Below are 25,688 nucleotides of genomic sequence, written 5' to 3'. Positions count from 1 at the left end.
ACCCTACTGCAGCACCGCGTGACCGGCCGGGCGACCGGGGACCCGGGACGGGCTCAGCGGCGGCGTGCGCCCGACGGCGTGAGGTCGAATTCCGCGGTGGTGCGCAAGGTCTGTCGCCCGTCGGCGACCGCCGCGTGGTCGACGCGCAGATGCAACGCCTGCGAGTCGGTGGTGAGCGACATCACGCCGTTGTCGAACCACGGACCGGCCTCGGTCTCCCAGCGCGCGTGCACGGGTTCCACTTTCGCGCGGCGCGCGAGCCGTTCGAGCGCCCGCGCCACGGGTCGGCGGATCGCGAGGCGGTTCACGGCTCGAATCGGCAGATCCAGCGGGTTCCGGAACGGCGACATCGTCAGCTGATAGAGCGCGGTGGACGTCGGCACGCGGGTCTCCGCTCGGGCCACGTAGGAGCAATGCACGTCACCCGAGAGCCACACGAGCGAACGCGGGGCCCGCGGCCCGGTGACCAGCTCGTCGACCAGATCGACCATGTCCGCGAACGACGTGCCGAACGCCGCCCAGTGCTCGAGGTCGAGGGCGATCCGCAGCTTCTCCCCCACCGCGGCCGCTCGACGACCCCACGCGCCCTGCGCGACCGCCTCGTTCCACTGCTCGATGTTGTGCAGGCCCGGCAGCATGAGGAACGGCAACGACGAGCCGAGCAGGACGTGCTCGGTGTCCGCCGACAGTGCCTTCTCCCGGACCCAGGCCCACTCGGTGTCGTCGACCATCGCCCGCCGCTCCGGCCTCAGGTCCCGCGAGCACCGCGAGTCGATCATGATCAGTCGGGTGTTGCCGATGTCACGGTGGTAGCTCCACCGTGCCGACGACGGCTCGCTGTCGGCCCGCAGCGCGAACTCCGCGAGCAGTTTCTCCCGCTCGGCGTCCGATGTCGCCGCCCGCACCGCGGCGTACATCTCGTCCTGTTCGAGCTCCTGCGGGGACAGATTGCCCAGGTGTTGGTAGACCCAGTACGACGAGAAGGCGCCGATGACCCGGTCCTCCCACCAGGGGGCCCGCGTGACCTCCGCCCGCCAGTCGGCGGAGGAGTTCCAGTCGTCCCGCAGGTCGTGGTCGTCGAGGATCATGCACGTCGGCACGGTGGCCAGGAGCTCGCGAACACGGAGATCCCCCCAGGACTCCTGGTAGAGCCAGGTGTACTCCTCGAAGTCGCAGATCTCGTCCTCGACCTCCTCCGACCGTGCACCGGCCACCCGTTCCCCGGCTGCCCGGCGGGCGTGGAGGCGGTCGACGATCTCCGGCGAGGGATCGTCGGCGTAGACCTGGTCGCCGAGGAAGACGAGCAGATCCGGCCAGAGCGACGACTCCTGGTCCCGCACGCGATCGGCCAGCCCCACCAGGGCGTCCGCGCCGATGCGCGTCAGCGCCTCCTCGCTGTAGGTGTCCCCTCGGCGACAGGATCCGAAGGCCACCGTGATCGGACCGTCGGATCGCTGCGTGTGCACGACGGCACGACGTCCGGCCGCGGGCCACACCTGGTCACCGTCGATCGAGACCGTGTAGTCGACGACGGAGTCCGCGGGCAGGCCCTCCACGGCGACGAGGGCGTAGTGATGGCCGTGCAGGCCCCAGGTGGGTTCCTCGACGCGCCTCGTCTCGCCCGAGTCGGCCCGCGTCTGCACCGCCACCGTGCAGGCGCGATCGGTCTCGACCCAGAACGTGGCGCGGTCGCAGTCGACGTAGCGCACCAGGGGGCCGAGGAGGAGTCGGCCGTCGATGTCCGTCATTCCGTCCAGAGTGCCACTCCCGGCGGGGATGGCGAGCGACCCGGAGAAATTCGGGGGATTCACCCGAAGCGGACGGACCGAGCGGCCCCGACGAAGCGCGTCAGCGCCGACGCCGTCGCCACCGGATGGGTGTGCAGGTAGGACGCATGCACGCGTCCCGAGACGCTGACCGCACCCTCGCGTACCGTCACCCCGTCCCGCCGCCATCCCCACGCCGGGGCGTGGTCGCCGGCGCGCACGACGCGCGTGCGATGGAACTCGTGACCCGTCACTCTGGTCCCGGCGTCGAAGAGCACGGAGTCGGTCAGCGCGACGGCGTCGCGGTAGCCGAGAGTCAGACCCGACCCGAACTCCGCGTCCAGATCGAACACCCCCGCCATCGCGTGGCCGTCCAGGGCGGCGGCGAGGTAGAGCAGCCCGGCGCACTCGCCGTGGATCGGCGCGCCGCGGTCGGCAAGGGCACGGACGTCCGTCGACAACGCCTCGTTCGCGGCGAGGTCCTCCGCGTGCAGTTCGGGGAAACCGCCCGGCACCACCAGGCCCGCGACACCGTCGGGCAGCCGGTCGTGGCGCGGGTCGATCGTCACCACGTCGGCACCCGCGGCGACGAGCACCTCCTGGTGCTCGGTGTAGCCGAAGGTGAACGCGGGCCCACCTGCCACGGCGATCGTCGGACGCGGGCCGGAGGGGACCTCGCCGACGGCGGCGTCGGGCGACCAGGGCGTCGCCGCCGGCACGGACGCCGTGCGCCCGAGCCGGACCACCGCGTCGAGATCGACGTGTCGGGCCACCAGCGCCGCCATCGCGTCGACCGCGGCCACCGCCGCCGTCCCGTGCTCGGCAGCGGTCACCAGGCCGAGGTGGCGGGAGGGCACGTCGAGGGCGCCGGACCGCGGGATCGCGCCGATCACGGGCACGCCCACCCGCTCGCACGCCTGCCGGAGCACGGCCTCGTGACGCGCGCTGCCGACCTTGTTGAGGATCACTCCGCCCAGGCGCACGCCGGGGTCGTGCGTCGCGAAGCCGTGCACCACCGCGCCGACGCTCTGGCTCTGTCCACGGGCGTCGATCACGAGGATCACCGGCGCCCCGATCGTCGTCGCCACCGCGGCGGTGGATCCCTCCGCGGCCGGACCGACGGCGGCGGTGTCGTCGGGCGCGATCCGCCCGTCGAACAGCCCCATCACGCCCTCGACCACCGCGATATCGCAGTCCCGCGCTCCCCACCGCACCATCGGGACCAGGGCGTCGACGCCGACCATCACCGCGTCGAGATTGCGCCCGGGGCGCCCGGCCGCCACCGCGTGATAGCCGGGGTCGATGTAGTCCGGTCCCACCTTGAACGGGGCGACCCGATGCCCGGCCCGGCGGAGCGCGCCCATGATGCCCGTGGCGATCGTGGTCTTGCCGCTTCCCGACGACGGAGCGGCCACCACGACGGCCGCCAGGGACTCGGTCACCACTCGATACCGCGCTGGCCCTTGCGGCCGGCGTCCATGGGGTGCTTGACCTTCGCCATCTCGGTCACCAGATCGGCGGCGTCCATCAACGCGGCCGGCGCGTTGCGACCGGTGATCACGACGTGCTGATTCCCCGGCCGGGAGGTGAGCGTCTGCACCACCTCGTCGACGTCGATCCACCCCCAGTGCAGCGGGTAGGTGAACTCGTCGAGGACGTAGAAACGGTGCCGTTCCTCCGCGATGCGCGTCGCGATCTCACGCCAGCCCTCGCGGGCGTCCTCGGCGTGGTCGACCTCGTCGCCCTGCTTGCGCGACCAGGACCAGCCGGACCCCATCTTGTGCCACTCGACCGCGCCGCCGGCACCGGTACTCGTGTGCAGGTCACCGAGCGTGCGGAAGACCGATTCCTCGCCGACCTTCCACTTCGCGCTCTTGACGAACTGGAAGACTGCGACGTCGAAACCCTGGTTCCACGCCCGCAGCGCCATCCCGAAGGCGGCGGTCGACTTGCCCTTCCCGGCGCCGGTGTGGACGGCGAGCACGGGTTGGTTGCGACGCTGCCGGGTGGTCAGACCGTCGTCGGGAACGCTGCCGGGCAGCGGCACACCTCGGGGCACGGGGACTTCTCTCGAGTCAGGCCGCGGCGGCGCGGACCACGCCCGCGACACTCGCCGACGACAGTTCGGGCAGGGTGACGTGCGTTCCGCGCAGTGCCCGCGCCAGGTCCCGGGCGAGACCGAGCCGCACCATGCCGGTCTCGCAGTCGACCACGACGGACGCGACCGAGTCGGACGCCAGCGCGGCCGCGGCGCGCCGAGCGCGGTCGACGGGGTCGGGGCCACCGGTGGCGCGGCCGTCGGTGACCGTGACCACGAGAGCACGACGGCCGGGCTCGCGCACCCGCTCGCGCGCCACGACCTCGCGCGCGGTGAGGAAGCCGGACGCCAGCGGCGTGCGGCCGCCGGTGCGCGCGCGGCGCAGCCGAGTGACGGCGACGTCCACCGAGCGCGTGGGCGGCACCAGGATCTCGGCGTCGGTACCACGCACGGAGACGACGGCGACCCGATCGCGACGCTGGTAGGCGTCACGCAACAGTGAGACGACGGCACCGGTCACGGCCTCGAGCCGGTCCCGTGCCGCCATGGACCCGGAGGCGTCGACGACGAAGACGATGGTGTTGCCCTCGCGGCCCTCGCGCTCCACGCCCCGCAGGTCCGCACCCGCGATGGACAGTCGACCCGACGCCGTGGGGCTCCGACGCTCGGCCGCGCGCAGCAGCGTGCCCACCAGATGCAAGCTGCCTCCGGCGAACTCGGTGGCGCGCACGGTGCGTCCGCTGGTGGTGCGGGCCCGTGATCGCCGTCCCGGCGACCCCTCGCCCACCCCGTCGATCTGCAGCAGTCGGGTGTCGAAGCTCGCGCCGATGGACGCCGGGTTCGTTCCGCTGGGGGTGCGGCGGTCGGTGGACTCGTCGGACTGCTCGGGAGTCGCGGGCGACGGATCCGTCGCGTCGGGCGAGTCCGTCGGATCGGGCGCACCGCCCCCGCCGTCGGGTCCGTCGCCGTCGGGATCGGGATCCGGGTCCGGTTCGTGCTCGGCGACGGACTCGGCCGCCTTGTCCATGGCGTCGTCGACGGCGCCGTCGTCGAGCCCGGGAGCGTCGAACGGGTCGCGCCGACGCCGGTGCGGCAGCGCGAGTTCGACCGCCACGCGGACGTCGTCCTCGCTGACCTCGTCCGCGCCCCGCCACGCAGCGTGGGCGACGGCCGTGCGGGCGACGACGAGGTCCCCCCGCATGCCGTCGACGTCGAACGCCGCGCAGACGGCGGCGATCCGCCGCAGTTCGGTCTCGGGCAACACGACGGAGTCCAGTCGAGCTCTAGCGTCGGCGATGCGCTCGGCCACGGCGGCGTCGGCGTCGGCGTACCGCTGACCGAACGCGACGGGATCGAGCTCGAAGTCCAGGCGTCGACGGACGACGTCCATCCGGGTGTCGACGTCGCGCGATGCGGCGACGTCGACCGCCAGTCCGAACCGGTCGAGCAACTGCGGGCGGAGCTCGCCCTCCTCCGGGTTCATGGTGCCGACCAGGACGAACCGCGACGGATAGGAGCGTGAGATGCCGTCGCGCTCCACGTGGACCCGGCCCATGGCCGCCGCGTCGAGCAGGAGGTCGACCAGATGGTCGTGGAGCAGGTTGACCTCGTCGACGTAGAGGATGCCGCGATCCGCCGACGCGAGAAGGCCGGGCGTGAACGCACGCGTGCCGTCCTGCACGATCCGCTCGAAGTCGATGGACCCGACGACGCGGTCCTCGGTGGCGCCGACGGGCAGTTCGACCAACCGCGCGGGGCGCTCGCCGTCGTCGTCACGCACGGGCGGCAGCAACGCCGCCAGGGCACGGACGGCCGTGGACTTCGCGGTGCCCTTCTCGCCGCGCACGACCACGCCGCCGATGCCGGGGTGCACGGCACAGAGCGTGAGAGCGAGCAGCAGGCGATCCTGGCCGACGACGGCCGAGAAGGGATAGCCGACGGTCACTTGTCCTGCCACGGGCTCCCGCCGCCGCGGCGCATCGGGGTGTGCGGGATGCCGTCCTCGAGCACCTCTTCGCCGTCGGGGACGAAACCGTGCTTGGCGTACATCTCCACCAGGTAGCTCTGGGCGTTGATGCGGCAGGGCGCCGAGCCGACCTCGGCCAACGCGGCGCGCAGCAGCCGGGTGGTGTGACCCTGGCCGCGGGAGGAGCGGTGCGTGCAGAGGCGTCCGATGCGGAAGGACGTCGAGCCGTCGTCGTGCTCCTCGAGCAGGCGGAGAGTGCAGACCACCTCACCGTCTCGTTCGAGCCAGAAGTGCCGCGTGTCGGACAGCAGGTCCTTGCCGTCGAGCTCGGGATAAGCGCAGGCCTGCTCGACCACGAACACCTCGACACGCAGCTTCAGCAGCTCGTAGAGGGTGCGATTCGACAGGTCCTGTGCCCAGGAACGCTTGAGTGCTGCAGTCGCTGTGACCATGTCAGAGTGCTACCACACCATCCGCGGCCGAAGCGACTCCGCGGTCCGCGGCACTCCGGTCCAGATGCAGCACACGCGTGGTGTGGGCCCAGACCTCGTCGAACAGGCGCGGGTTCTCGGCGAGCTTGGTCCCGAGGGAGGGCACCATGTCCGTCAGCGTCGGCTTCCAGGACTCGTAGCGGTCGGCGAAGCACCGCTGCATGACCTCGAGCATCGCGGGAACCGCGGTGGACGCGCCCGGCGATGCGCCGAGCAGACCGGCGATCGTGCCGTCGCCGGCGTTGACGACGGCCGTACCGAACTCCAGCACCCCGCCCTTGCCCTTGCGGCGGATGACCTGGACACGCTGACCGGCGGTGACGAGCTCGAAGTCCTCGCCCTTGGCCCGCGGCATGAATTCGCGCAGCGTGTCGACGCGGTCGTCCTCGGACTGCAGGAGCTCACCGATGAGGTACTTGGTGAGGGCCATCTCGGTCATGCCGACGCCGAGCATGGAGAAGAGGTTGTTCGGCTTGACCGATCCGATGAGGTCGGTCATCTTGCCGTTCTTGAGGAACTTGGGCGACCACCCAGCGTAGGGGCCGAACAGCAGACCCGGCTTGCCGCCGATCACGCGGGTGTCGAGGTGCGGCACGGACATCGGCGGTGCGCCCACGGACGCCTTGCCGTAGACCTTGGCCGAATGCTGCTGCACCAGTGCGGGATTGGTGCACCGCAGCCACTCACCGCTGACCGGGAAGCCGCCGAAGCCCTTGGCCTCGGAGATGCCCGACTTCTGCAGCAACGGCAGGGCACCGCCACCGGCGCCCACGAAGACGAACTTGGCGACGATGGTGCGCGTCGCCCCGGTGCGGCCGTTGCGCACCTTGACCGTCCACGACCCGTCGGAGTTCTTCGACAGATCGCGGACCTCGTGCCCGAAGTCGATCGACGCGCCGACCGCACCAAGGTTGTTGAGCAGCTGCTTGGTGAGCGCACCGAAGTCGACGTCGGTGCCGCCGTCGGACCAGTTCAGCGCGATCGGGTCGGTGAAATCGCGGCCCGCCGCCATCAGCGGGAGTCGACGCGAGAACTCGTCCGCGCTGTCGATGTACTCCATGTCGGGGAACAGCGGGTTGGTCGCGAGCGCGTCGTACCGGGCGCGAAGGTACTTCACGTTGTCCGCGCCGTGGACGAAGCTCACGTGCGGAATGGGGTTGATGAAGTTCTCGGGGTCGTTCAACACCCCGGTCTCGACGGCGTGGGCCCACCACTGCCGCGACACCTGGAACTGCTCGTTGACGGTGAGGGCCTTGGTGATGTCGACCGAGCCGTCCTTCTGCTGCGGCGTGTAGTTCAGCTCGCACAGAGCCGAGTGACCGGTACCGGCGTTGTTCCACGGGTCGGAGCTCTCGGCCGCGGCGGCGTCGAGGCGCTCGAACAGCCCGATCGACCAGGTCGGCTCCACCTGGTGCAGCAGAGTGCCCAGAGTGGCACTCATGATGCCGGCGCCGATGAGCACCACGTCGAGCTTCTCCGACGACGCGGACTGCGGGTTCTGCTTGTGTTCGGCCACGGCTGGATCGACTTCCTTCGCCTCGAGTTCTGTCCACGGCACGCGCCGCGCCCCGCGTCGCGCCACCGGCGTGTACCCGATTGTGCCCCTCGCGACCCCTGTCTCACGCCATCTACTGTGTGAGGGTGACTACATGGGCGCCCGACGTACTCGGTGACGACTACGAGCAACTGACCATACCGCTCGGCCCCGACCCCGACGGCGAGGGACAGGTGCGGGCCACCCTCGTGCGGTCGCGGCGGTCGCCGTCCGCGCCGCGCGGCGCCGTGCTCTACGTCCACGGATTCACCGACTACTTCTTCCAGCGCCACCTCGCCGAGCACTTCGTCGACCGCGGCTACGCCTTCTACGCCCTCGATCTACGCAAGTGCGGCCGCTCCCTGGACGACGGACAGTCGCCGCACTTCGTCTCCGACCTCGAGCTGTACGACGCGGAACTGTCCCGCGCGCTCGAGATCGTCCGCGAGGAGACCGGAGCACCGGTGCTGCTCGCGGCCCACTCGACGGGTGGGCTGATCGTGCCGCTGTGGCTCGACCGGCTCGAGCACGCCGGCGGCAGCGCCGCCGCGGGAGTGTCCGGACTCGTGCTGAACAGCCCCTGGTTCGACCTGCAGGGGCCGCCGTTGGCGCGGAGTGTGGGCACCGTCGCCCTCGGGGTACTGGGCAAGATCGCTCCCAAGCGGGATCTGCCGGGCGCCGGGCTGGACACCTACGGCTCGTCGATCAGCGCGCAAGCGCAGGGCGACTGGAGTTACGACCTGTCCTGGAAGCCCCTGGCGGGCTTTCCCATCAAGCTGGGCTGGATCCGCGCGGTACGGCGTGGCCACGCGCGACTGCATCGCGGACTCGACATCGGCGTGCCGTCGTTGATCCTGCGGTCCAAGGTGACCCGCTTCTCCAAGAAGTACATCCCCGACGTCGACGCCGCGGACGCCGTGCTCGACGTCCGCCAGATCGCGCGATGGGCCGGCTGCCTCGGCAACCGCACCACGGTCGTGCCCGTCGAGGGAGCGCGGCACGACGTCTTCCTCTCCACCGACGAGCCTCTCGCGCAGGCGTTCCGTGAGCTCGACGCATGGCTCGACGATCACGAGGCCCGAGCGGCCGGGACCACCGGAGACCGTGCAGGGGCCGCGACCGGCGGCGACCACGCCGAGATGGCGACCGGCGCATGAGCGCGAACGAGCAGCACGTCGACGTCGCGATCATCGGCTCCGGATCCGCCAACACCATCCTCGACGAGCGGTTCGACGGTCTGTCCGTCGCCATGTTCGAGGAGTCGATCTTCGGCGGCACCTGCATCAACGTCGGCTGCATCCCCACCAAGATGTTCGTCTACGCCGCCGAGGTCGCGAACACCGTGCGCCGCGCGGAGCGCTACGGCATCGACGCCCGCATCGAGCGGGTCCGCTGGCAGGACATCGTCGACCGAGTCTTCGGTCGTATCGACCCCATCGCCGAGGGCGGCGAGAACTACCGCCGCGGCGACGGCTCCCCCAACGTCACGCTGTACTCCTCGCACGCCACGTTCGTCGGGCCGCGGCGGATCGACGCCGGCGACGGGCGCATCGTCACGGCGGACCGCGTCGTCGTCGGCGCCGGCTCCCGCCCGGTGATCCCCGAGGCCATCGCCGCCAGCGGCGTGCGGTATCACACCAACGACGACATCATGCGGCTGCCGGAGCTGCCGGAACACCTGATCGTCGTCGGGTCGGGCTACATCGCGGCCGAGTTCGCGCACGTGTTCTCCGCCCTCGGCTCCCGCGTCACCGTGCTCGTCCGCAAGGACCGCATGTTGCGCAAATCCGACGAGGAGATCTCCGCCCACTTCACCGACCTCGCCGCCGCCAAGTGGGACGTGCGGTGCGGAGTCGAGGCCGTGGACGCGCGCGAGGACGGCACCAGCGTCGTCGTGACGCTGTCCGACGGCACCGAGGTCACCGGCGACGCACTCCTCGTCGCCACGGGACGAACCCCCAACGGCGACCGCATCGGTGCCGACGTCGCCGGTATCGAGTTACACGACGACGGCCGCATCCGCGTCGACGAGTTCGGCCGCACCACCGCCGAGGGCGTCTTCGCCCTGGGTGACGTGTCGTCGCCCTACCAGCTCAAACACGTCGCCAACGCCGAGGCACGCGTCGTGCAGGAGAACGTGCTGCGACCCGACTGGACCGACACCGCCGGATGGGCGACCTTCGACCACCGCTACGTCCCGTCGGCGATCTTCACCGACCCGATGATCGCCGAGGTCGGCCTCACCGAGCGCGACGCCCGCGACCAGGGCTACGACGTCGCCGTCAAGGTTCAGAAGTACGCCGACGTCGCCTACGGCTGGGCCATGGAGGACCACGAGGGGCTGTGCAAGGTCGTCGCGGACCGCGCCACCGGGCGTCTGCTCGGCGCGCACATCATCGGCGAGCAGGCCCCGACGGTGATCCAGCCCCTCATCCAGGCCATCACGTTCGGGCAGACCGTCCGAGAGATCGCCCGCGGCCAGTACTGGATCCACCCCGCCCTCCCCGAGGTGGTGGAGAACGCACTCCTGGGCCTCGACCTGTAGCGGGGGCCGGATCCGCGCCGCTTCCAGCGATCCGCGTCGACTGCAGCAGCAGCGGATGACTGGAACTAGCGCGGATTCGGCGGCTCCCCGATCCGCAGCACCTGCCCCACCGGTCTCAGCCCAGTGCTCCGGCCCCGCACCCGATCCGCGCCGGTTCCAGCGATCCGCGTGGGCTGCAACTGCAGCGGCTGACTGGAACTCGCGCGGATCCAGCTGCACCCCTAGCGCAGCACTTGCCCACCGGCCTGAACCCAGCGCTCCGGCCCCCGCACTCCGATCCGCGCCGGTTCCCGCAATCCGCGTCGGCTGCAGCAACGGCGGATGACCGCAACAGACGCGAATCGCGCAGCAGCTCTACCAGGCGCTGGTCCGCATGACGATCTCCGTGGCCAGGGCGGCGGCCGCAGCGGAGGGGTCGGTGGTGTCGAGCGGCATCACCCGGTAGTCGCCGTAGACGTAGCGGCTGCTGGCGGAGGCATCGTCCTGCGCGGACGGGTCGGTCACCACCATCGTGGTGCGCAGTTCGACTGCGGGACAGGATGTGTCGCCGTGAACGGCGGGGTGTCCGCGGTCGATCACCACCAGACTGGACACGCGGCCGAAGGTACGGGCGGCCAGTGACCAGGCCCGGTCGGCGCCGTCCCCGCGGCCGACCAGGTTGACCCAGGGCAGCCCGAGGGCGTCGAGCAGCGCGATCAGGTCGCTGTCCCCGAGAGCGACGCCCGGCTCGACCACGAAGGTACGCAGATCGGATGTCGTGAGCCGGGATGCGGTGTCGTCGAACGAGTCCGGCGATCCGGTCGATCCCGGGAGGAGCAGGACGGCGTGTCCGCTGTCGGGACCGTCGACTCGCACCTCGACGTCTCCGGCGGGCACCGACACGGTCTGCTTCTGCATGGTCAGCGACGCTACCCGAGCGAAGCCTTGCGCCGCCGCCTGCAAGCTTCTATGGTTAGTTACATGAGTAATGAACCACCTAACCAATGGACCCGGTGGTCATCGTGATCGACGACGGTCGCCCGATCTTCCTGCAGATCGCCGAGATGATCGAGAACTCGATCATCGACGGATCACTGGCCGAGGAAGCGCAAGTGCCGTCGACCAACGAACTGGCCGCGTTCCACCGCATCAATCCCGCCACCGCCGGCAAGGGGCTCGGACATCTCGTCGCGGACGGCATCCTCTACAAGAAGCGAGGTATCGGAATGTTCGTCACCACGGGCGCACGCGACGCGCTGCGCATCCGGCGCCGTGAGCGATTCGCCGACCAGTACGTCACTCCGTTGGTCGCCGAGGCGCGCAAGCTCGGCCTCGGTCCCGACGAGATCATGACCATGATCGCCGACCGCGCGGCCGCACCGGCTCCGGCATCCGGGGAGGGAGCACGATGAGCGCCCCGGTGGTGTCGGTCCGCAACCTGCGCAAGAGCTTTCGGGACGTCGGCTCCCGACGAAACATCGATGCCCTCGTCGACGTGTCCTTCGACGTGCACGAGCACGGCATCCACGGCCTCCTGGGCCGCAACGGCGCCGGCAAGACCACGCTCCTGCAGATCCTCACGGGGCAGCAGTGGGCGGACGACGGCGAGGTGTCGGTGTTCGGTGGCAGCCCCTTCGAGAACGCGACGGTCCTGCGTGACGTGTGCTTCGTCAAAGAAAGCCAGCGGTACCCGGACGACTTCCGCGTGAGTCAGGTGCTCGACGCCGCGGCCGCGATCCTGCCGCGGTGGGACGAGGCCCTCGCGCGGGATCTCATGGCGGACTTCGATCTTCCCCGCCGACGCAAGGTCAAGAAGCTCTCCCGCGGCATGACGTCGGCACTGGGTGTGGTGGTGGGCCTCGCGTCCCGCGCCCCACTCACCCTGTTCGACGAGCCCTACCTCGGTCTCGATGCGGTCTCCCGGCAGCTGTTCTACGACCGACTTCTGGCCGACTACGCGGAACATCCCCGCACGGTGGTTCTCTCGACCCACCTGATCGACGAGGTCGCCGATCTGGTGGACCGCGTCGTGGTCGTCGACGGGGGCCGGGTGGTGGTCGACGACGACGCCGAGCAGCTCCGTGGCCGTGCGGTGACCGTCAGCGGGAACGCGGACGGTGTCGCCGACTTCACCACGGAACACACTGTGCTGCAGCACGAGTCGATGGGGTCGATGGCGCGCACCACCATCGACGGCCCCCTCTCGCCGGAGTCGCTCGCCGCCGCCCGCGCTGCCGGCCTCCACGTCGATTCGGTGTCCCTCCAGCAATTCGTGGTCGCCAGCACCACCCGTCGGAAGGTGTCCTCGTGAGTACCGTTCTCGCTCCCGCCCCGTCCCGCCTCACGGCCGTCGCTCGGGTGCACGCCCAGAACTGGCAGATCGCGTTCCTGTGGCCGATCGGCATCCTGGCGGTCATCGCCGGCATCACGTGGACCGTGCTCGCGCTGGTCCCCCGAGGCAGCGCGGAGGTCAACACCGGCGGCGCGTCGTTCGTGTTCTTCTTCGGTCTCGTGTTGTTCGCGCAATCGGTGAACCAGTTCTTCCCGTTCGTCTCCGGCCTCGGCGTCACGCGCTGGGAGTTCTTCCGGGCCACCGCCGCCGTGGTCGGTGTCCACGCGCTGCTGTTCGGCACCCTGATGATCGCGCTGTCGCTCGTCGAGCGCACCACCGACGGTTTCGGAGTCGGCATGCGACTGTTCTCGCTCACGGCGCCCGTCGCCGGATCGGTCGTCATCGAATTTCTGTTCTTCGTCACTCTGATCGCACTGGCGAACACCCTCGGCGTCCTGGCCGGGGCGATCTACCTCCGATGGCGGGCCGTAGGACTGTGGGCCACCGGCCTTCTCCTGACGGTGCTCCTCGGCGTGGTCGTGGTGGTCTTCACCTGGCAGAGCTGGTGGGTGCCGGTGGGCTCGGCCATCGCCGACTCGCCCCGACCGGTCACGATGGTCCTGCTTCCGCTGGCCCTCACCGCGCCGGCCGCGCCCGGCGTGTGGGCGGTGCTACGGCGGACCACCGTCTGAGTCACCGCACGGTGAGAACCGGAAGACCCGCGGGAACTCCTTCGGCGAGCAGCGCCGTCACGGCCTCCACGTCGAGGGAGTTCTCCACGAGATCTGCCAGTAGGTCCACCTGGGCAGTACGCAGCGCGTCGACGTCGGTGTCGGGAGCCGCCACGAACCCGCGCCGACCGGCCCGCTCGGCGACCTCCGTCAGCCAGTCCCGCCGGAACGCGTCGTTCTCCAGCAGCCCGTGCCAGTGAGTGCCCCACACGGCGTTCCGGGCACTGCCCTCGCCTGCGCCGTCGGCACCGTCGAACCACGCGGGATCGGTCGACCGCGCCACGCGGCCGTGGTGAATCTCATACCCGCGCAACCCCGTCGGCGACTGCACCCGACGCAACACCTTGTCCGGTCGGAACTCGATGTCGAGATCGAGCACCCCGAGGCCGGCCACGGCGCCGGATCCCGATTCCACGTCGTCGACGATGCGCCGGCCGAGCATCTGATATCCGCCGCAGATGCCGAGAACCGGACCGCCGCGCTCGACTCGCCGCCTGATCTCGGCGGCAATTCCGGTGCGGCGCAACCACTCCAGATCGTGGACCGTCGCCTTCGAGCCGGGCAGGACCACGAGATCGGCGTCCGCCAGCCGCGACGGGTCCGTTGCCCACTGGACGCTGACCCCCGGTTCGCACGCGAGCGCCTCGACGTCGGTCGAGTTGGAGATGCGCGGCAGGCGCACCGCCGCCACCCGGAGCCACTGCGTCCCGACGGGCCGGCCGGGCCGTCCCACAGGCGAATCGGCCGTCGTGCCGAGGGAGTCCTCCGCGTCGAGCCACAGGGCGTCGTCGAACGGCACCACGCCGTAGGTCGGCCGACCCGTCCGATCCTGAAGCGTGTCGAGCCCCGGCTGCAACAGCGCCGGATCTCCCCGGAACTTGTTGACGACGAATCCCGCGATCCGTGCTTGATCGTCCGGATCGAGAATCGCCAGGGTGCCGAAGAAGTGCGCGAGCACTCCCCCACGATCGATGTCGCCCACCACGATCACCGGCAGGTCTGCAGCCCGCGCGAGACCGAGGTTGGCCAGATCCGTCGCGCGCAGGTTGATCTCGGCGGGCGACCCGGCGCCCTCGCAGATCACGACGTCGAACTCGGCGCGAAGCGACGCCAGGTCCTCGGCGACGACGGCACGCAGCGCTTCGCGATGCGCCACGTAGTCGCGCGCCCCGACCGACCCCGTGGCCCGGCCCCGGACCACCAGTTGCGACGTCCGATCCCCGCCCGGCTTGAGCAGCACCGGGTTGAAGCGCACGCTGGGTTCGAGGCCGCACGCCCGCGCCTGCAGTGCCTGAGCGCGGCCGATCTCACCGCCGTCGAGCGTCACCACCGAGTTGTTGGACATGTTCTGCGCCTTGAACGGCGCCACGCGCACCCCTCGCCGCGCGAGCAATCGGCAGAGACCCGCGACGAGCACGCTCTTCCCCGCGTCCGACGTGGTGCCCGCCACGAGCAGCGCGCCGGCGAGCGGCGAGGAGGTCACGGCAGAGTGAGGATCTCGGCGCCGGTGTCGGTGACGACGAGGGTGTGCTCGAACTGCGCGGTCCAGCGGCGATCCTTGGTGACGACGGTCCACCCGTCGTTCCACTGCTCCCAGTCGATACCGCCGAGGTTGATCATCGGCTCGATGGTGAAGGTCATGCCCGGCTCGATGACCGTGTCGACACTCGGCTCGTCGTAGTGCAGCACCACCAGACCGTTGTGGAACGTCGTCCCGACCCCGTGACCGGTGAAGTCGCGGACGACGCCGTAGCCGAAGCGGTTCGCGTAGGACTCGATGACGCGGCCCACGACGTTCAGTGCGCGGCCCGGCTTGACCGCCTTGATGGCCCGCATCGTCGCCTCGTGCGTCCGCTCCACGAGCAGCCGCGCCTCCTCGGACACCTCACCGGCGAGGAAGGTCGCGTTGGTGTCGCCGTGGACTCCGTCGACGTACGCGGTGACGTCGATGTTGACGATGTCCCCGTCCTGGATCACCGTCGAGTCGGGGATGCCGTGGCAGATGACCTCGTTCAGCGAGGTGCAGCAGGACTTCGGAAAACCCTTGTAGCCCAACGTCGACGGGTACGCACCGTGGTCGATCATGTACTCGTGCGCGATGCGGTCGAGCGCATCGGTGGTCACGCCCGGCGCCACCGCGTTGCCCGCCTCGCGCAGCGCCTGCGCCGCGATGCGCGACGCCACCCGCATCTTCTCGATGGTCTCGGGCGTCTGCACCCACGGCTCCGACCCCTCGCGGGCGGTCTTCTTCCAGGCGTACTCCGGCCGCTCGATGTGCTTGGGGACGGGAAGCACGTCGGAGACGGTGCCGGGTTCGAGAACAGTGCGAACAGCCATGCCCCCGAGCGTAGTCCGTGGTCAGTAGCCCTCTGGCAGCGCCGTGAACATGTCCCTCGTCACGGCCACCGCGTTGTCGGAGCTGCCGCCGCGCACGACGAGCGTGGCGAAGGCCAGGTCACCGCGATAGCCGACGAACCACGCATGCGAGCCGCCGTCGACCTCGGCCTCGCCGGTCTTGCCGTAGACCTCGCCCTGATCGGCGATTCGATCGGCGGTTCCGCTGGTGACCACCGACCGCATCATGCCGCGCAACCCGTCGACGACAGCGGGGTCGACCGTCGGCCGGTCCCCCTCGACGGCGGTCTCCTCGCCCTGGATCAACCGCGGCGTCGGGGTGCTGCCGTGCGCCACGGTGGCGGCGGCGAGGGCCATGCCGAACGTGGACACGAGCACCTTGCCCTGGCCGAACCCGTCCTCGGTCCGCTGCACCAGATCGGGCGCCGGGGGCACGGATCCGGACTCGGTGGGCAGGCCCGTCACCGTGTACTCGGGGCCGATGCCGAACATGGCGGCCGCGCTCGTCAGGTCGTCGGGTCCCATCTCGCTGGCGAGCTTGGCGAAGGAGGTGTTGCAGGACCGCGTGAACGCCGTGCTCATCGAGACGTCGCCGAGCGAGAACTCGTTGTAGTTGGGCACGCTGCGCTCCCCGATGACGATGCGCCCCGGACACGGCACCGTGCTGCCGGGCGTCGCAAGCCCCTCCGCGATGGCCGCCCCCGCCGTGACGATCTTGAACGTCGACCCCGGCGGGTACAGACCGGTGGACGCCACCGGTCCGTCCCGGTCCGCGGCCTCGTTCTGCGCAACGGCCAGGATGTCCCCCGTCGAGGGTTGAATCACCACCATCATCGCTTGATCGCGGGAGACGTTCACCGCGTTCTGCGCGGCCACCTGGATCGGCCGGTCGAGGCTGATGCTGATCGACGGCACCGGTTCCGGTGCCGTCTCGGTCAGCACCCCGACGTCGGCCCCGTTGGCGTTGACGGCGACGACGCTCCACCCGGCCTCGCCGTCGACGCGGTCCATGACGGTCTTCTTGACCTGGCTCACCAGATCGGGCGCGAAGGATCGATCGGTCGAGACCAGATCCGACTCCTCGGTGACGGTGACGCCGGGCAGGGCCGACAGCTCGGCCGACACCGTGTCGTAGTCCTCCTCCCGCAGTGTCACCACGCGGTAGGCGCCCCGCGCGGCCGTGGCGGACTCGACCGTCGATTGCGCGGTGATGGAGTCGTCGAACGGACGCAGGAGCCGTTCCAGCGCGCGGGCCGTCGAGACGATCCGGTCGGACGTCAGCTCCGCGACGGTCCACGAGACGCCGAAGACCGTGCCCGGAACCAGGACGTCCGACCCGGCGTGTTCGTTGACCCGGGCACGCGGAGCGGCCGTGGACCGGAGCACCATCGACTGCGTGTCGCCGAGCGTCGGATGCAGGTCGGTGGAGTTCCACCGCACCACCCAGTCACCGCCGCGCCGACCCATCCGCAGCGACCCGTCGTACGTCCACGTCCGGTCGCGCGGCAGGTGCCAGGTGTAGGTGTAGTCGACGGTCGCGGTGTCGCCGTTCACCGTCACGGCACCGGTGCTCGCCTCGAGCGATTCCGCCTGCAGTCCGTCCCACGCCGTGTCGATCGCTCCGGCCGCGAGGTCCGGCCGGTCCGTTCCGGCGGCCGCGGTGGCGCTGTCCCGATCCGCCAGCGCAGCCACGAACGCATCGGCAGCGGATTCGGGGCCCTGCGGTTTCGGGGTGCACGCGCCCAGCGCGAGAACGAGCAGGACGGCGAGCGCCGCGGCGACGGAACGGGAGATCATCGACTGTCATCGTAGGACCGGGGTGTGGCCCGGTCCGTCCCGACACGCAGGGCCGGGACGTCAGTCCAGCAGCACCGTGGCGAAGGTCCCGACCTGCCGGAACCCGATGCGCTCGTACGCACGACGAGCCGGAACGTTGTAGCTGTTCACGTAGAGACTGGCAGTCCGGCCGCCGTCGATCACGGCCGCGGCCACGGCCGCCGTCCCGACGGACCCCAACCCACGGCCGCGGCACAGCGGGTGGACCCACACTCCCTGGATCTGCCCGACGTCCCGCGAGAGCGACCCCACCTCGGCCTTGAAGACCACCTGACCGTCCTCGAATCGCGCCCACGCGCGCCCGGCCGCGATCAGATCGGCGATGCGCCGGCGGTATCCCCGACCGCCGTCACCGGCCCGCGGGTCGACGCCCACCTCCTCGATGAACATCGCGACGGCCGCCGTCAGGTACACGTCGATCTCGTCGGCGGTGACCCGGCGCACGGCCGGGTCGGCCGTGTCCGGCCGCACGACGAGCGCGAGAAGAGGTTGGTCGGCCCGCACCTCGCGGGCGGATCCCCACTCAGGCTCGAGCATCGACCAGATCGGCAGGGTCAGCTCCGCGCGCCCGACCAACGACGAACACAGCCGCGGACCGCGCAGGGCCCGGTCGGCGAAACTCCGCAGATCGTCGACCTCGCCGCGGAGCGGCACCAGGTTGGCCCCGGAGAAGCAGAGCGACGACGACGGGCCGCCACGAGACCACAGTTCGCCGTGGTTCACCCTCGGCTCGATGCCCGACTCCTCGATGCGCGACGCGACCATGCACGACGCGACGGGGTCCGACCGCAGCACGCGGAGGACCTCGTCGGTGTCACGTCGGGTCAGCGCCTTCGCGCCGAGAAGCTTGAGCATCGGTGTCTCGCCGCAGGTCAGCCGACGGACACCACCGGCGAGGAACCGGCGTCGGCGTCGCCCTCGAAGGTCTCCGCGATCCGCATGGCCTCCTCGATCAGCGTCTCGACGATCTGCGCCTCCGGCACGGTCTTGATGACCTCGCCCTTGACGAAGATCTGGCCCTTGCCGTTGCCCGACGCGACACCGAGGTCCGCGTCCCGCGCCTCACCGGGGCCGTTGACGACGCAGCCCATGACGGCCACGCGCAACGGGATCTCCATGCCCTCCAGGCCGGCCGTGACCTGGTCGGCCAGGGTGTAGACGTCGACCTGCGCGCGTCCGCAGGACGGGCAGGAGACGATCTCGAGCTTGCGGGGCCGCAGGTTCAGGGACTGCAGGATCTGCGTTCCGACCTTGATCTCCTCGTTCGGCGGCGCCGAGAGCGAGACGCGGATGGTGTCGCCGATCCCGTCGGCGAGCAACGATCCGAAGGCGACGGCCGACTTGATGGTGCCCTGAAAGGCGGGACCGGCCTCGGTCACGCCGAGGTGCAGCGGGTAGTCGCATTGTGCCGCGAGCTGGCGGTAGGCCTCGACCATGACCACCGGGTCGTTGTGCTTGACCGAGATCTTGATGTCACCGAAGCCGTGCTCCTCGAACAGCGACGCCTCCCACAGCGCGGACTCGACGAGGGCCTCGGGCGTGGCCTTGCCGTACTTCTGCATGAGCCGCGGATCGAGCGAACCCGCATTGACGCCGATTCGGATCGGGATGCCGGCGTCGCCCGCCGCCTTGGCGACCTCCTTGACGCGGCCGTCGAACTCCTTGATGTTGCCGGGGTTCACGCGCACGGCGGCACACCCGGCGTCGATGGCCGCGAAGATGTAGCGCGGCTGGAAGTGGATGTCGGCGATGACGGGGATCTGCGACTTGCGCGCGATCGTCGCCAGTGCGTCGGCGTCCTCCTGCCGAGGGCACGCGACGCGCACGATGTCGCAGCCCGACGCGGTGAGCTCCGCGATCTGCTGCAGGGTGGAGTTGATGTCGTGGGTCTTGGTGGTGCACATCGACTGCACCGAGATGGGATGGTCGCTCCCGACGCCCACGCTGCCCACCTGCAACTGCCGGGTCTTGCGACGCGGAGCCAGCACGGGGGGCGGTCCGGCCGGTATGCCCAGTCCTACGGTCACTTCAGTCCTTTCGTCGCCTGCCGGTGGTCACCGGCCGACTGCACACCAGTCTAGTTACCGAACAGGTCGATGGGATTGACGATGTCCGCGGTCAACGTCAGCAGCATGAACGCGCCGCCGATGGCGATGACCACGTACGTCAACGGCATCAGTTTGAGGTAGTTCACCGGGTCGCCGCGACCCAGACCGCGCAGTGCACGAATCCGATTGCGGATGCCCTCGTAGATCGTCACCGCGATGTGTCCGCCGTCGAGCGGCAGCAGCGGCAACAGGTTGAACACACCGAGGAAGAAGTTCAGGGTCGCGAGCAGTCCGACGAACAGCTCCCACAGTCCGCGCTCGGCCGCCTGGCCGCCGATGACGCTGGCCCCGACGACGGAGATCGGGGTGTCGGCGGACCGCTCGCCGCCGGTGATCGACGTCCACAGCGCCCCGACCTTCTGCGGCAGGTCCGCGATGGCCTTGACCGTCTCCACACCGGTGTAGCCGGCGAACGAGATCGCGCCCGGTACGGCCGACAGGGCGTCGTACTGGATGGTGAGCGGAGTCCGCGCGACGCCGATCGCGCCGGTGGTGCGCAGTTCGGTCGCGTTCGGATCGTCCGCGGTCGCCGTGGAGAACAGGCGCTCGGTCCGCTGCACCGTGACGGGCAGCGTCAGGGCCTCGCCGGCGCGGTCGACCGTCACCTCGACGGTGCCCTGCGCGTTCTGGACGGCGGCGACGACGTCCGCGAACGTCGCCGTCGGCGTCCCGTCCACCGCGGTGACGACGTCACCGGCACGGATGCCGGCCGCCCCCGCCGGTCCGGGACCGGTGCAGGGCGCGATCTCGCCGTCCGCGTCCTGCGGTGCGACGCACTGGGTCCCGGCGACGGTCGCCGACGTGTCGCGGTTCGGTAGCCCCCACCCGAGCGCCAGGGTGTAGAGCAGCGCGAAGCCGAGCACGAAGTTCATCGCGATCCCGCCGAACATCACGGCGAGGCGCTTCCAGGTCTTCTGCTTGTACATTGCGCGGTCGACCTCGTCGGGTGCGAGTTCGTCGACCGCCGTCATGCCGGCGATGTCGCAGAACCCCCCGGCGGGGATCGCCTTGAGTCCGTACTCGGTCTCACCGCGACGCCAGGAGAAGATCTTGGGGCCGAAGCCGATGTAGTAGCGGCGGACCTTCATGCCGGTGGCCTTGGCCACCCACATGTGGCCGCATTCGTGCAGTGCGATCGAGATGCCGATGCACACCGCGAACGCGACGACGCCGAGAACGAACACCATCGTCAGGAACGGCCTTTCTGTGCTGCGAGGTCCCGAGCGCGGTCACGGGCCCACGCGTCGGCCTCGAGGACGTCGTCGACCGTGGACGGTGGCGCCGACCAGCGGTCCGCGCCGTCCTCCACCACATCGGCGACGACGTCCACGATACGAGGGAAGGACAGGTCACCGGCAAGGAACGCCGCGGCGGCGACCTCGTTGGCGGCGTTGTAGACCGCGGTGAGACACCCGCCGAGCTCTCCGGCCCGGCGCGCGAGCGCGACGGCCGGGAAGACGGCGTCGTCCAATGGCTCGAACTCCCAGGTGCTCGCCGTCCGGAAGTCCAGCGCGGGCGCGGCGTCCGCGACGCGATCCGGCCACCCCAGGGCCAACGCGATCGGCAGCAGCATCGACGGCGGACTGGCCTGCGCGAGGGTCGACCCGTCGGTGAACGTGACCATCGAGTGGACGATGGACTGCGGGTGCACGGTGACGTCGATGCGGTCGTACGGAATACCGAACAGCAGATGCGCCTCGATGACCTCGAGCCCCTTGTTGACCAGGGTCGCGGAGTTGAGGGTGTTCATCGGCCCCATCGACCAGGTGGGATGCTTGCCGGCCTGTTCCGGGGTCACCGACTCCAGACTCGCGCGGTCGCGTCCGCGGAACGGCCCGCCGGACGCCGTCACCACCAGCCGGGCCACCTCCTCGGCCCGACCCCCGCGCAGGCACTGGGCGAGCGCGGAGTGCTCCGAATCGACGGGCACGATCTGGCCGGGTGACGCCGCGTCGGTGACGAGCGATCCACCGGCCACGAGCGATTCCTTGTTGGCCAGCGCCAGACGCGCGCCGGATCGCAGCGCGGCGAGCGTGGGTGCGAGCCCGAGCGACCCCACCAGACCGTTGAGCACGACGTCCGCCTCGGTCTCCTCCACCAGCTGCGTCACCGCGTCCGGGCCCGAACGCACTCCGGGCAGATCGAGTCGCGCTGCGGCACGGGGATCGGCGACCGCGACGCCGGTCACCCCGGTCTCGGCGATCTGCCGCGCGAGCAGGTCGATCGAACCGCCTCCCGCGGCGAGGCCCACCACGGTGAATCGATCGGGCCGCGCGGCCATCACCTCGAGCGCCTGCGTTCCGATCGAGCCCGTGCTGCCGAGCACGAGCACGCGCGTCGGGCCGTCACCATGCGTCGAGTCAAGGCTGTGCGTCGTCACCCGGACAGTGTGGCCGACGCACCTGACAGGCTCGTGTGAGGATGGCGCGGTGGCCCTCCGTCCGTCCGCCGATCCCGCCGCCTACCGCTCCGCGCCGCTGACGTACCGGGAGGTCGGGGGCACGGCGTCGGAGTCGATGCCGCCGGGCTACCACCACGTGCGGGAGTCCCGGCCCCTCGGTCGCGGCGTCGAGCTGTTCGACGAGGCCGCACGGCGACTGCTGCGCTGGGAGATGCACCGGGGCGCCGGCCTCGCGGTGCGCGCCACGTCGGCGGAGGCGAAGCCCGACGCGATCGTCGTCCTCGGACTGGGCCCGATCAGGATTCCCTGCCGGGTGATCGACGTCATCGACAGGGTCGATCGGGTCGACGGGATCGACGGGATCGACGACCGAACGGACGCCCGTCGGGAACGCGGCTTCGCCTACGGCACGCTTCCCGGCCATCCGGAACGCGGCGAGGAGCGCTTCGTCGTGCGGTTCGACGAGCGCACCGGCGCGGTGTCGGCGCACATCCGGGCGTTCTCGACGGCGGGAAACGCGGTGGTCGCCCTCGGTGGTCCGCTGAACCGACTCGTGCAACGCGTGGCCACCCGGCGCTACCTCGACGCCCTGCTGCCCACCTAGTCGCGTCCCTGAGCGAGCCGCTACGACGACCGGTCGTACGCCGCGCTACGATCACGGCACGTCTCGCCCCCGGGGCTCCGTGGGCGAACCCACGGACCCCGACGAACTTCAGGAGGATCGGTCGTGACCGGAAGCATCGAGCCGCGCTCGGACGCCCCGCGCGTTCCCGCCACGAACGTCCACATCGCCGAGGTTCCCTCCGCCGCGTGGGGATGGAGCGGCGAGGCTCCGCGCACCTTCCGCATCGCCGGCTGGGTGATCTCGCTGTTCCTGCTGGTGATGATCATCGGCAATCACACCGGCCGCGTCGAGGACCTCTGGCTCGTCGGCTTTGCCGTGGCGCTGTGGATCGTGCTGATCCGCGACATCCTGCTGCGCCGCAAGCCGCGACGCGGCTGACCGCGGGTCGGCTCAGTTCTCCGCGGCCAACTGGCCGCACGCCGCGGCGATCTCCTGACCCCGCGTATCGCGCACGGTGCAGGAGACACCGCCGGCGCGCACGCGGCGGACGAATTCCTCCTCGACCGGCTTGGGGCTCGCATCCCACTCGCTGCCCGGCGTCGGGTTCAACGGAATCAGATTCACGTGGACCAGCGCGCCCAGCGCCTTCTTCAGCTTCTTCGCCAGCAGATCCGCTCGCCACGGCTGGTCGTTGACGTCGCGGATCAGCGCGTACTCGATGGACACCCGTCGTCCCGTCGTGTCGGCGTAGTACCGCGCGGCGTCCAGCACCTCGGCGATGGACCAGCGATTGTTGACCGGCACCAGGGTGTCGCGGAGTTCGTCGTCCGGGCAATGCAAGGACACCGCGAGGGTCACCGTCAGACCTTCGTCGGCTAGTTTGCGGATCGCCGGGGCGAGACCGACGGTCGAGACGGTCACCGACCGCTGGGACAACCCGAGGCCCTCGGGGGCCGGCGAGACGATGCGCTTGACCGCCGCCACCACCCGCTTGTAGTTGGCCAGCGGCTCTCCCATACCCATGAACACCACGTTGGACAGTCGACCCTCGCCGCCCTCCACCACGCCGTCGCGGAGGTCGGCGGCCGCGGAGCGCACCTGGTCGACGATCTCCGCGGTCGACAGATTGCGCTGCAGCCCGCCCTGGCCGGTGGCGCAGAACGGGCAGGCCATACCGCACCCGGCCTGACTGGAGATGCAGAGCGTCGCGCGGTCGGGGTAGCGCATGAGGACCGATTCGAGCAGGGTCCCGTCGCCCGCCCGCCACAGCGTCTTCCGGGTGTCGCCGCCGTCGCAGGCGACGTGCTTGACGGGGCTGAGCAGCGTCGGGAACAGCGCGGCTCCGACCTTCTCGCGCACCGAGGCGGGCAGGTCCGTCATCTTCTCGGCGTCGGCCTGCAGCCGCCCGTAGTACTGCCGGGCGAGCTGGTCGGCTCGGAACGCCGGGAGGCCGAGCTCGACGACGGCGGCGCGGCGCTGGTCGGCGTCGAGGTCCGCGAGGTGCGTCGCGGGCATGCCGCGGCGGGGTGCGTCGAAGACGAGGGGAAGAGCGGTGGGTGCCATAGTGCCTCCAGTGTCTCACTGCGGAGCGGTGAGCTCGACCGGCTCGACCGGCTCGGTCGCATCGCAACCGGGCTTGATACCCCGGGCTCGGTTGGGTGCAAACACTTCTCGCCCGGGTAATCATTCCCTCATGTCTCGCACCTCGTCCGGCGCCGCCGATTCCGCCGCGTCCGACCCCACCGATCCGACGTCGTCCGCGCTGCCCGGATCGGGACTCGATTCCGGTGGCTCCGACGTCGCCGTCTCCGACAGTCGTCTCCCGGCCGGGAAGACGCCCGACGGCGTGAAGCACACGCGCGCCGCCGCGCTCTACACCGGCCTGGTGGTCGGTGCGATCGTGCTGGTCGTGCTGATGGTGTTCATCCTGCAGAACCTCGACAGCGTGCCGATCCACCTGTTCGGCTGGACGTTCGATCTCCCCGTCGGCATCGGGATGCTCCTGGCCGCGGTGGCCGGCGCCCTGGTCATGGCCGCGGCGGGTGGCGTGCGCATCCTGCAGGTCCGTCGCGCGGCCAAGCGTAAGTAGCGTCACATGGTGTGGTGAATGTTCGGTGCCACACGTGAACACTATTGACGCAACCTTCCCCGATCGACTGTGGCGATGCACAGTGGGGTGGTGACGACCTTCCTGGAGAACCCCGTGTCATCAGTCGCTGCGGACCGGGCCCGGTCGTGGCTGCTCGTCCCCGGAAGCAAGCCCGAGTTGTTCACCCCGGCCCTCGAATCCGAGGTCGACGCCGTCATCCTCGACATCGAGGATGCGGTGTCCCCCGCCGGCAAGCCCGCGGCGCGCGACGCCGTGGTCGCCTGGTTGCGCGGCGGTCGTCGCGCGTGGGTCCGCATCAACGACGCCACCACCCCGTTCTGGGCCGACGACCTCGACGCTCTGCGCGGCATCGACACCCTCGAGGGCGTCATGCTCGCCAAGACCGAGAGCGGTAGCCAGGTGGAGGCCACGGCCGCTCGGCTGGGCGACGGTATCCGCGTGGTCGCACTCGTCGAGTCCGCGATGGGCCTCGAGGCCGCGCCGGAGATCGCGCGGGCGGACGCGACGTTCCGTCTCGCGTTCGGCAGCGGGGACTTTCGCCGGGACACCGGAATGAGCGACGAGCCGATGGCGATGGCCTACCCGCGGGCACGCCTGGTGGTCGCCAGCCGCGCCGCCCGCCTCCCCGGTCCGATCGACGGACCGACGTTGACGGTCAACGACGAGCACCTCGCCCGGGACAGCCGACTCACCGTGTCGATGGGTATGACCGGTCGCCTCTGCATGCACGCCGGCCAGGCGCCCGTCGTCAACCGCGAGCTGGCTCCCTCCCCCGACGACGTGATCTGGGCGCGCGACACCATCGCGGCGCTCGGTGTCGACGGCGAGCACGTGCGCGACGGCAGCGATCTTCCGCGCCTCGCCCGCGCGAAGAAAATCACCGATCAGGCGCGGGCCTTCTCCATCGGCTGACCCCTACCGATCGGCGGCC

General features: G+C 70.5%; 24 protein-coding genes. 9 read left to right on the top strand and 15 right to left on the bottom strand.

Translation table 11 applies throughout. The annotated features are described in order from the left end of the window. Positions 1-53: 53 nt before the first annotated feature. From A3Q40_RS06890 to mqo, 6 genes are read right to left on the bottom strand one after another with little or no spacing between them, the layout of a single operon-like run. Entirely contained in the window at positions 54-1,748 is a 1,695-nt protein-coding gene (locus tag A3Q40_RS06890; RefSeq protein WP_068105503.1) for a DUF7800 domain-containing protein, read from the bottom strand. Positions 1,749-1,807: 59 nt separating this feature from the next. Further along, positions 1,808-3,208 (bottom strand): cobyrinate a,c-diamide synthase, encoded by a 1,401-nt coding sequence (locus A3Q40_RS06885; RefSeq protein ID WP_068100703.1) that lies wholly within the window; start codon positions 3,206-3,208, stop codon positions 1,808-1,810. Next, complete coding sequence (gene cobO, locus A3Q40_RS06880; protein WP_068100701.1) at positions 3,205-3,825, bottom strand: cob(I)yrinic acid a,c-diamide adenosyltransferase; 621 nt, start codon at positions 3,823-3,825, stop codon at positions 3,205-3,207. The genes A3Q40_RS06885 and cobO overlap by 4 nt, the downstream gene beginning before the upstream one ends. Positions 3,826-3,841: 16 nt before the next feature. Then, positions 3,842-5,761 carry a VWA domain-containing protein gene (locus A3Q40_RS06875; RefSeq protein WP_068100699.1) on the bottom strand — a complete coding sequence of 640 codons (1,920 nt, stop codon included), beginning with the start codon at positions 5,759-5,761 and terminating at the stop codon, positions 3,842-3,844. Further along, on the bottom strand, positions 5,746-6,222 hold the full coding sequence (locus A3Q40_RS06870; protein ID WP_068100697.1) for a GNAT family N-acetyltransferase: 477 nt from the start codon (positions 6,220-6,222) through the stop codon (positions 5,746-5,748). Before A3Q40_RS06870 ends, A3Q40_RS06875 begins: the two co-directional genes overlap by 16 nt. Before the next feature lies 1 nt (position 6,223). Then, on the bottom strand, positions 6,224-7,777 hold the full coding sequence (mqo, locus tag A3Q40_RS06865; protein ID WP_082833802.1) for a malate dehydrogenase (quinone): 1,554 nt from the start codon (positions 7,775-7,777) through the stop codon (positions 6,224-6,226). A 125-nt stretch (positions 7,778-7,902) separates the two neighbouring features. On the opposite strand from mqo, the gene A3Q40_RS06860 reads away from it, so the two are divergent. Both A3Q40_RS06860 and mtr read left to right on the top strand, forming a co-directional pair. Continuing rightward, positions 7,903-8,952, top strand: a complete 1,050-nt coding sequence (locus A3Q40_RS06860; RefSeq protein WP_068100695.1) for an alpha/beta hydrolase — start codon at positions 7,903-7,905, stop codon at positions 8,950-8,952. After that, on the top strand, positions 8,949-10,340 hold the full coding sequence (gene mtr, locus A3Q40_RS06855) for a mycothione reductase (protein ID WP_068100694.1): 1,392 nt from the start codon (positions 8,949-8,951) through the stop codon (positions 10,338-10,340). Before A3Q40_RS06860 ends, mtr begins: the two co-directional genes overlap by 4 nt. Before the next feature lie 354 nt (positions 10,341-10,694). Here the strand turns inward: mtr and A3Q40_RS06850 are convergent, their stop codons facing one another. Further along, complete coding sequence (locus A3Q40_RS06850; protein WP_068100692.1) at positions 10,695-11,237, bottom strand: alpha/beta fold hydrolase; 543 nt, start codon at positions 11,235-11,237, stop codon at positions 10,695-10,697. Positions 11,238-11,341: 104 nt separating this feature from the next. On the opposite strand from A3Q40_RS06850, the gene A3Q40_RS06845 reads away from it, so the two are divergent. The 3 genes from A3Q40_RS06845 to A3Q40_RS06835 are packed head-to-tail and all read left to right on the top strand — an operon-like array spanning position 11,342 to position 13,343. Next, positions 11,342-11,731, top strand: coding sequence for a GntR family transcriptional regulator (locus A3Q40_RS06845; protein WP_068105497.1), 390 nt, complete (start codon positions 11,342-11,344; stop codon positions 11,729-11,731). After that, positions 11,728-12,630 carry an ATP-binding cassette domain-containing protein gene (locus A3Q40_RS06840; RefSeq protein ID WP_068100690.1) on the top strand — a complete coding sequence of 301 codons (903 nt, stop codon included), beginning with the start codon at positions 11,728-11,730 and terminating at the stop codon, positions 12,628-12,630. The genes A3Q40_RS06845 and A3Q40_RS06840 overlap by 4 nt, the downstream gene beginning before the upstream one ends. Beyond that, the gene (locus tag A3Q40_RS06835; RefSeq protein ID WP_068100688.1) at positions 12,627-13,343 is read left to right on the top strand and encodes a hypothetical protein; all 717 of its coding nucleotides are present in this window, start codon (positions 12,627-12,629) and stop codon (positions 13,341-13,343) included. Before A3Q40_RS06840 ends, A3Q40_RS06835 begins: the two co-directional genes overlap by 4 nt. Position 13,344: 1 nt before the next feature. On the opposite strand, the gene A3Q40_RS06830 is transcribed toward A3Q40_RS06835, so the two are convergent. Genes A3Q40_RS06830 through dxr form a run of 7 tightly spaced genes read right to left on the bottom strand, consistent with a single transcriptional unit; the run spans position 13,345 to position 22,061 of the window. Further along, entirely contained in the window at positions 13,345-14,865 is a 1,521-nt protein-coding gene (locus A3Q40_RS06830) for a cobyric acid synthase (RefSeq protein WP_068100686.1), read from the bottom strand. Continuing rightward, positions 14,862-15,719, bottom strand: a complete 858-nt coding sequence (map, locus tag A3Q40_RS06825; protein WP_068100685.1) for a type I methionyl aminopeptidase — start codon at positions 15,717-15,719, stop codon at positions 14,862-14,864. The genes A3Q40_RS06830 and map overlap by 4 nt, the downstream gene beginning before the upstream one ends. A 21-nt stretch (positions 15,720-15,740) precedes the next feature. Beyond that, complete coding sequence (locus A3Q40_RS06820) at positions 15,741-17,534, bottom strand: penicillin-binding transpeptidase domain-containing protein (protein ID WP_068100683.1); 1,794 nt, start codon at positions 17,532-17,534, stop codon at positions 15,741-15,743. Positions 17,535-17,594: 60 nt separating this feature from the next. Beyond that, positions 17,595-18,428 (bottom strand): GNAT family N-acetyltransferase, encoded by an 834-nt coding sequence (locus A3Q40_RS06815; RefSeq protein ID WP_068100681.1) that lies wholly within the window; start codon positions 18,426-18,428, stop codon positions 17,595-17,597. A gap of 17 nt (positions 18,429-18,445) precedes the next feature. Next, entirely contained in the window at positions 18,446-19,600 is a 1,155-nt protein-coding gene (gene ispG, locus A3Q40_RS06810) for a flavodoxin-dependent (E)-4-hydroxy-3-methylbut-2-enyl-diphosphate synthase (RefSeq protein WP_068100678.1), read from the bottom strand. A gap of 50 nt (positions 19,601-19,650) precedes the next feature. Further along, positions 19,651-20,868 carry a M50 family metallopeptidase gene (locus A3Q40_RS06805; RefSeq protein ID WP_068100676.1) on the bottom strand — a complete coding sequence of 406 codons (1,218 nt, stop codon included), beginning with the start codon at positions 20,866-20,868 and terminating at the stop codon, positions 19,651-19,653. Between the two features lie 2 nt (positions 20,869-20,870). After that, positions 20,871-22,061, bottom strand: coding sequence for a 1-deoxy-D-xylulose-5-phosphate reductoisomerase (gene dxr / locus A3Q40_RS06800; protein WP_308124881.1), 1,191 nt, complete (start codon positions 22,059-22,061; stop codon positions 20,871-20,873). A gap of 49 nt (positions 22,062-22,110) precedes the next feature. Here dxr and A3Q40_RS06795 point away from each other — a divergent pair, with 49 nt between their 5' ends. After that, on the top strand, positions 22,111-22,686 hold the full coding sequence (locus A3Q40_RS06795; RefSeq protein ID WP_068100673.1) for a DUF1990 family protein: 576 nt from the start codon (positions 22,111-22,113) through the stop codon (positions 22,684-22,686). Positions 22,687-22,809: 123 nt separating this feature from the next. After that, a complete protein-coding gene (locus A3Q40_RS06790; RefSeq protein WP_068100671.1) occupies positions 22,810-23,085 on the top strand; it encodes a DUF2631 domain-containing protein in 276 nt (91 codons plus the stop codon). Between the two features lie 12 nt (positions 23,086-23,097). Here the strand turns inward: A3Q40_RS06790 and rlmN are convergent, their stop codons facing one another. Beyond that, entirely contained in the window at positions 23,098-24,210 is a 1,113-nt protein-coding gene (gene rlmN / locus A3Q40_RS06785) for a 23S rRNA (adenine(2503)-C(2))-methyltransferase RlmN (protein WP_068100669.1), read from the bottom strand. Between the two features lie 130 nt (positions 24,211-24,340). On the opposite strand from rlmN, the gene A3Q40_RS06780 reads away from it, so the two are divergent. Further along, positions 24,341-24,736, top strand: a complete 396-nt coding sequence (locus tag A3Q40_RS06780; protein WP_082833801.1) for a LapA family protein — start codon at positions 24,341-24,343, stop codon at positions 24,734-24,736. A gap of 90 nt (positions 24,737-24,826) precedes the next feature. Next, positions 24,827-25,669 carry an HpcH/HpaI aldolase/citrate lyase family protein gene (locus A3Q40_RS06775; protein ID WP_235606491.1) on the top strand — a complete coding sequence of 281 codons (843 nt, stop codon included), beginning with the start codon at positions 24,827-24,829 and terminating at the stop codon, positions 25,667-25,669. Positions 25,670-25,688: the final 19 nt, after the last annotated feature.

Source organism: Rhodococcus sp. PBTS 1 (assembly GCF_001620025.1).
In the GTDB taxonomy this organism is placed as follows: domain Bacteria; phylum Actinomycetota; class Actinomycetes; order Mycobacteriales; family Mycobacteriaceae; genus Rhodococcoides; species Rhodococcoides kroppenstedtii.
This window is presented reverse-complemented; position numbering and strand designations above follow the sequence as displayed.

What these genes read in the sequence shown, in the direction of transcription:
- rlmN (WP_068100669.1), bottom strand. Translation starts at nt 24,210, where the DNA reads ATGGCACCCACCGCTCTTCCCCTCGTCTTCGACGCACCCCGCCGCGGC.
- A3Q40_RS06805 (WP_068100676.1), bottom strand. Translation starts at nt 20,868, where the DNA reads ATGGTGTTCGTTCTCGGCGTCGTCGCGTTCGCGGTGTGCATCGGCATC.
- map (WP_068100685.1), bottom strand. Translation starts at nt 15,719, where the DNA reads ATGGCTGTTCGCACTGTTCTCGAACCCGGCACCGTCTCCGACGTGCTT.
- mtr (WP_068100694.1), top strand. Translation starts at nt 8,949, where the DNA reads ATGAGCGCGAACGAGCAGCACGTCGACGTCGCGATCATCGGCTCCGGA.
- A3Q40_RS06850 (WP_068100692.1), bottom strand. Translation starts at nt 11,237, where the DNA reads ATGCAGAAGCAGACCGTGTCGGTGCCCGCCGGAGACGTCGAGGTGCGA.
- A3Q40_RS06840 (WP_068100690.1), top strand. Translation starts at nt 11,728, where the DNA reads ATGAGCGCCCCGGTGGTGTCGGTCCGCAACCTGCGCAAGAGCTTTCGG.
- A3Q40_RS06870 (WP_068100697.1), bottom strand. Translation starts at nt 6,222, where the DNA reads ATGGTCACAGCGACTGCAGCACTCAAGCGTTCCTGGGCACAGGACCTG.
- A3Q40_RS06890 (WP_068105503.1), bottom strand. Translation starts at nt 1,748, where the DNA reads ATGACGGACATCGACGGCCGACTCCTCCTCGGCCCCCTGGTGCGCTAC.
- A3Q40_RS06820 (WP_068100683.1), bottom strand. Translation starts at nt 17,534, where the DNA reads ATGATCTCCCGTTCCGTCGCCGCGGCGCTCGCCGTCCTGCTCGTTCTC.
- A3Q40_RS06815 (WP_068100681.1), bottom strand. Translation starts at nt 18,428, where the DNA reads ATGCTCAAGCTTCTCGGCGCGAAGGCGCTGACCCGACGTGACACCGAC.
- A3Q40_RS06780 (WP_082833801.1), top strand. Translation starts at nt 24,341, where the DNA reads ATGTCTCGCACCTCGTCCGGCGCCGCCGATTCCGCCGCGTCCGACCCC.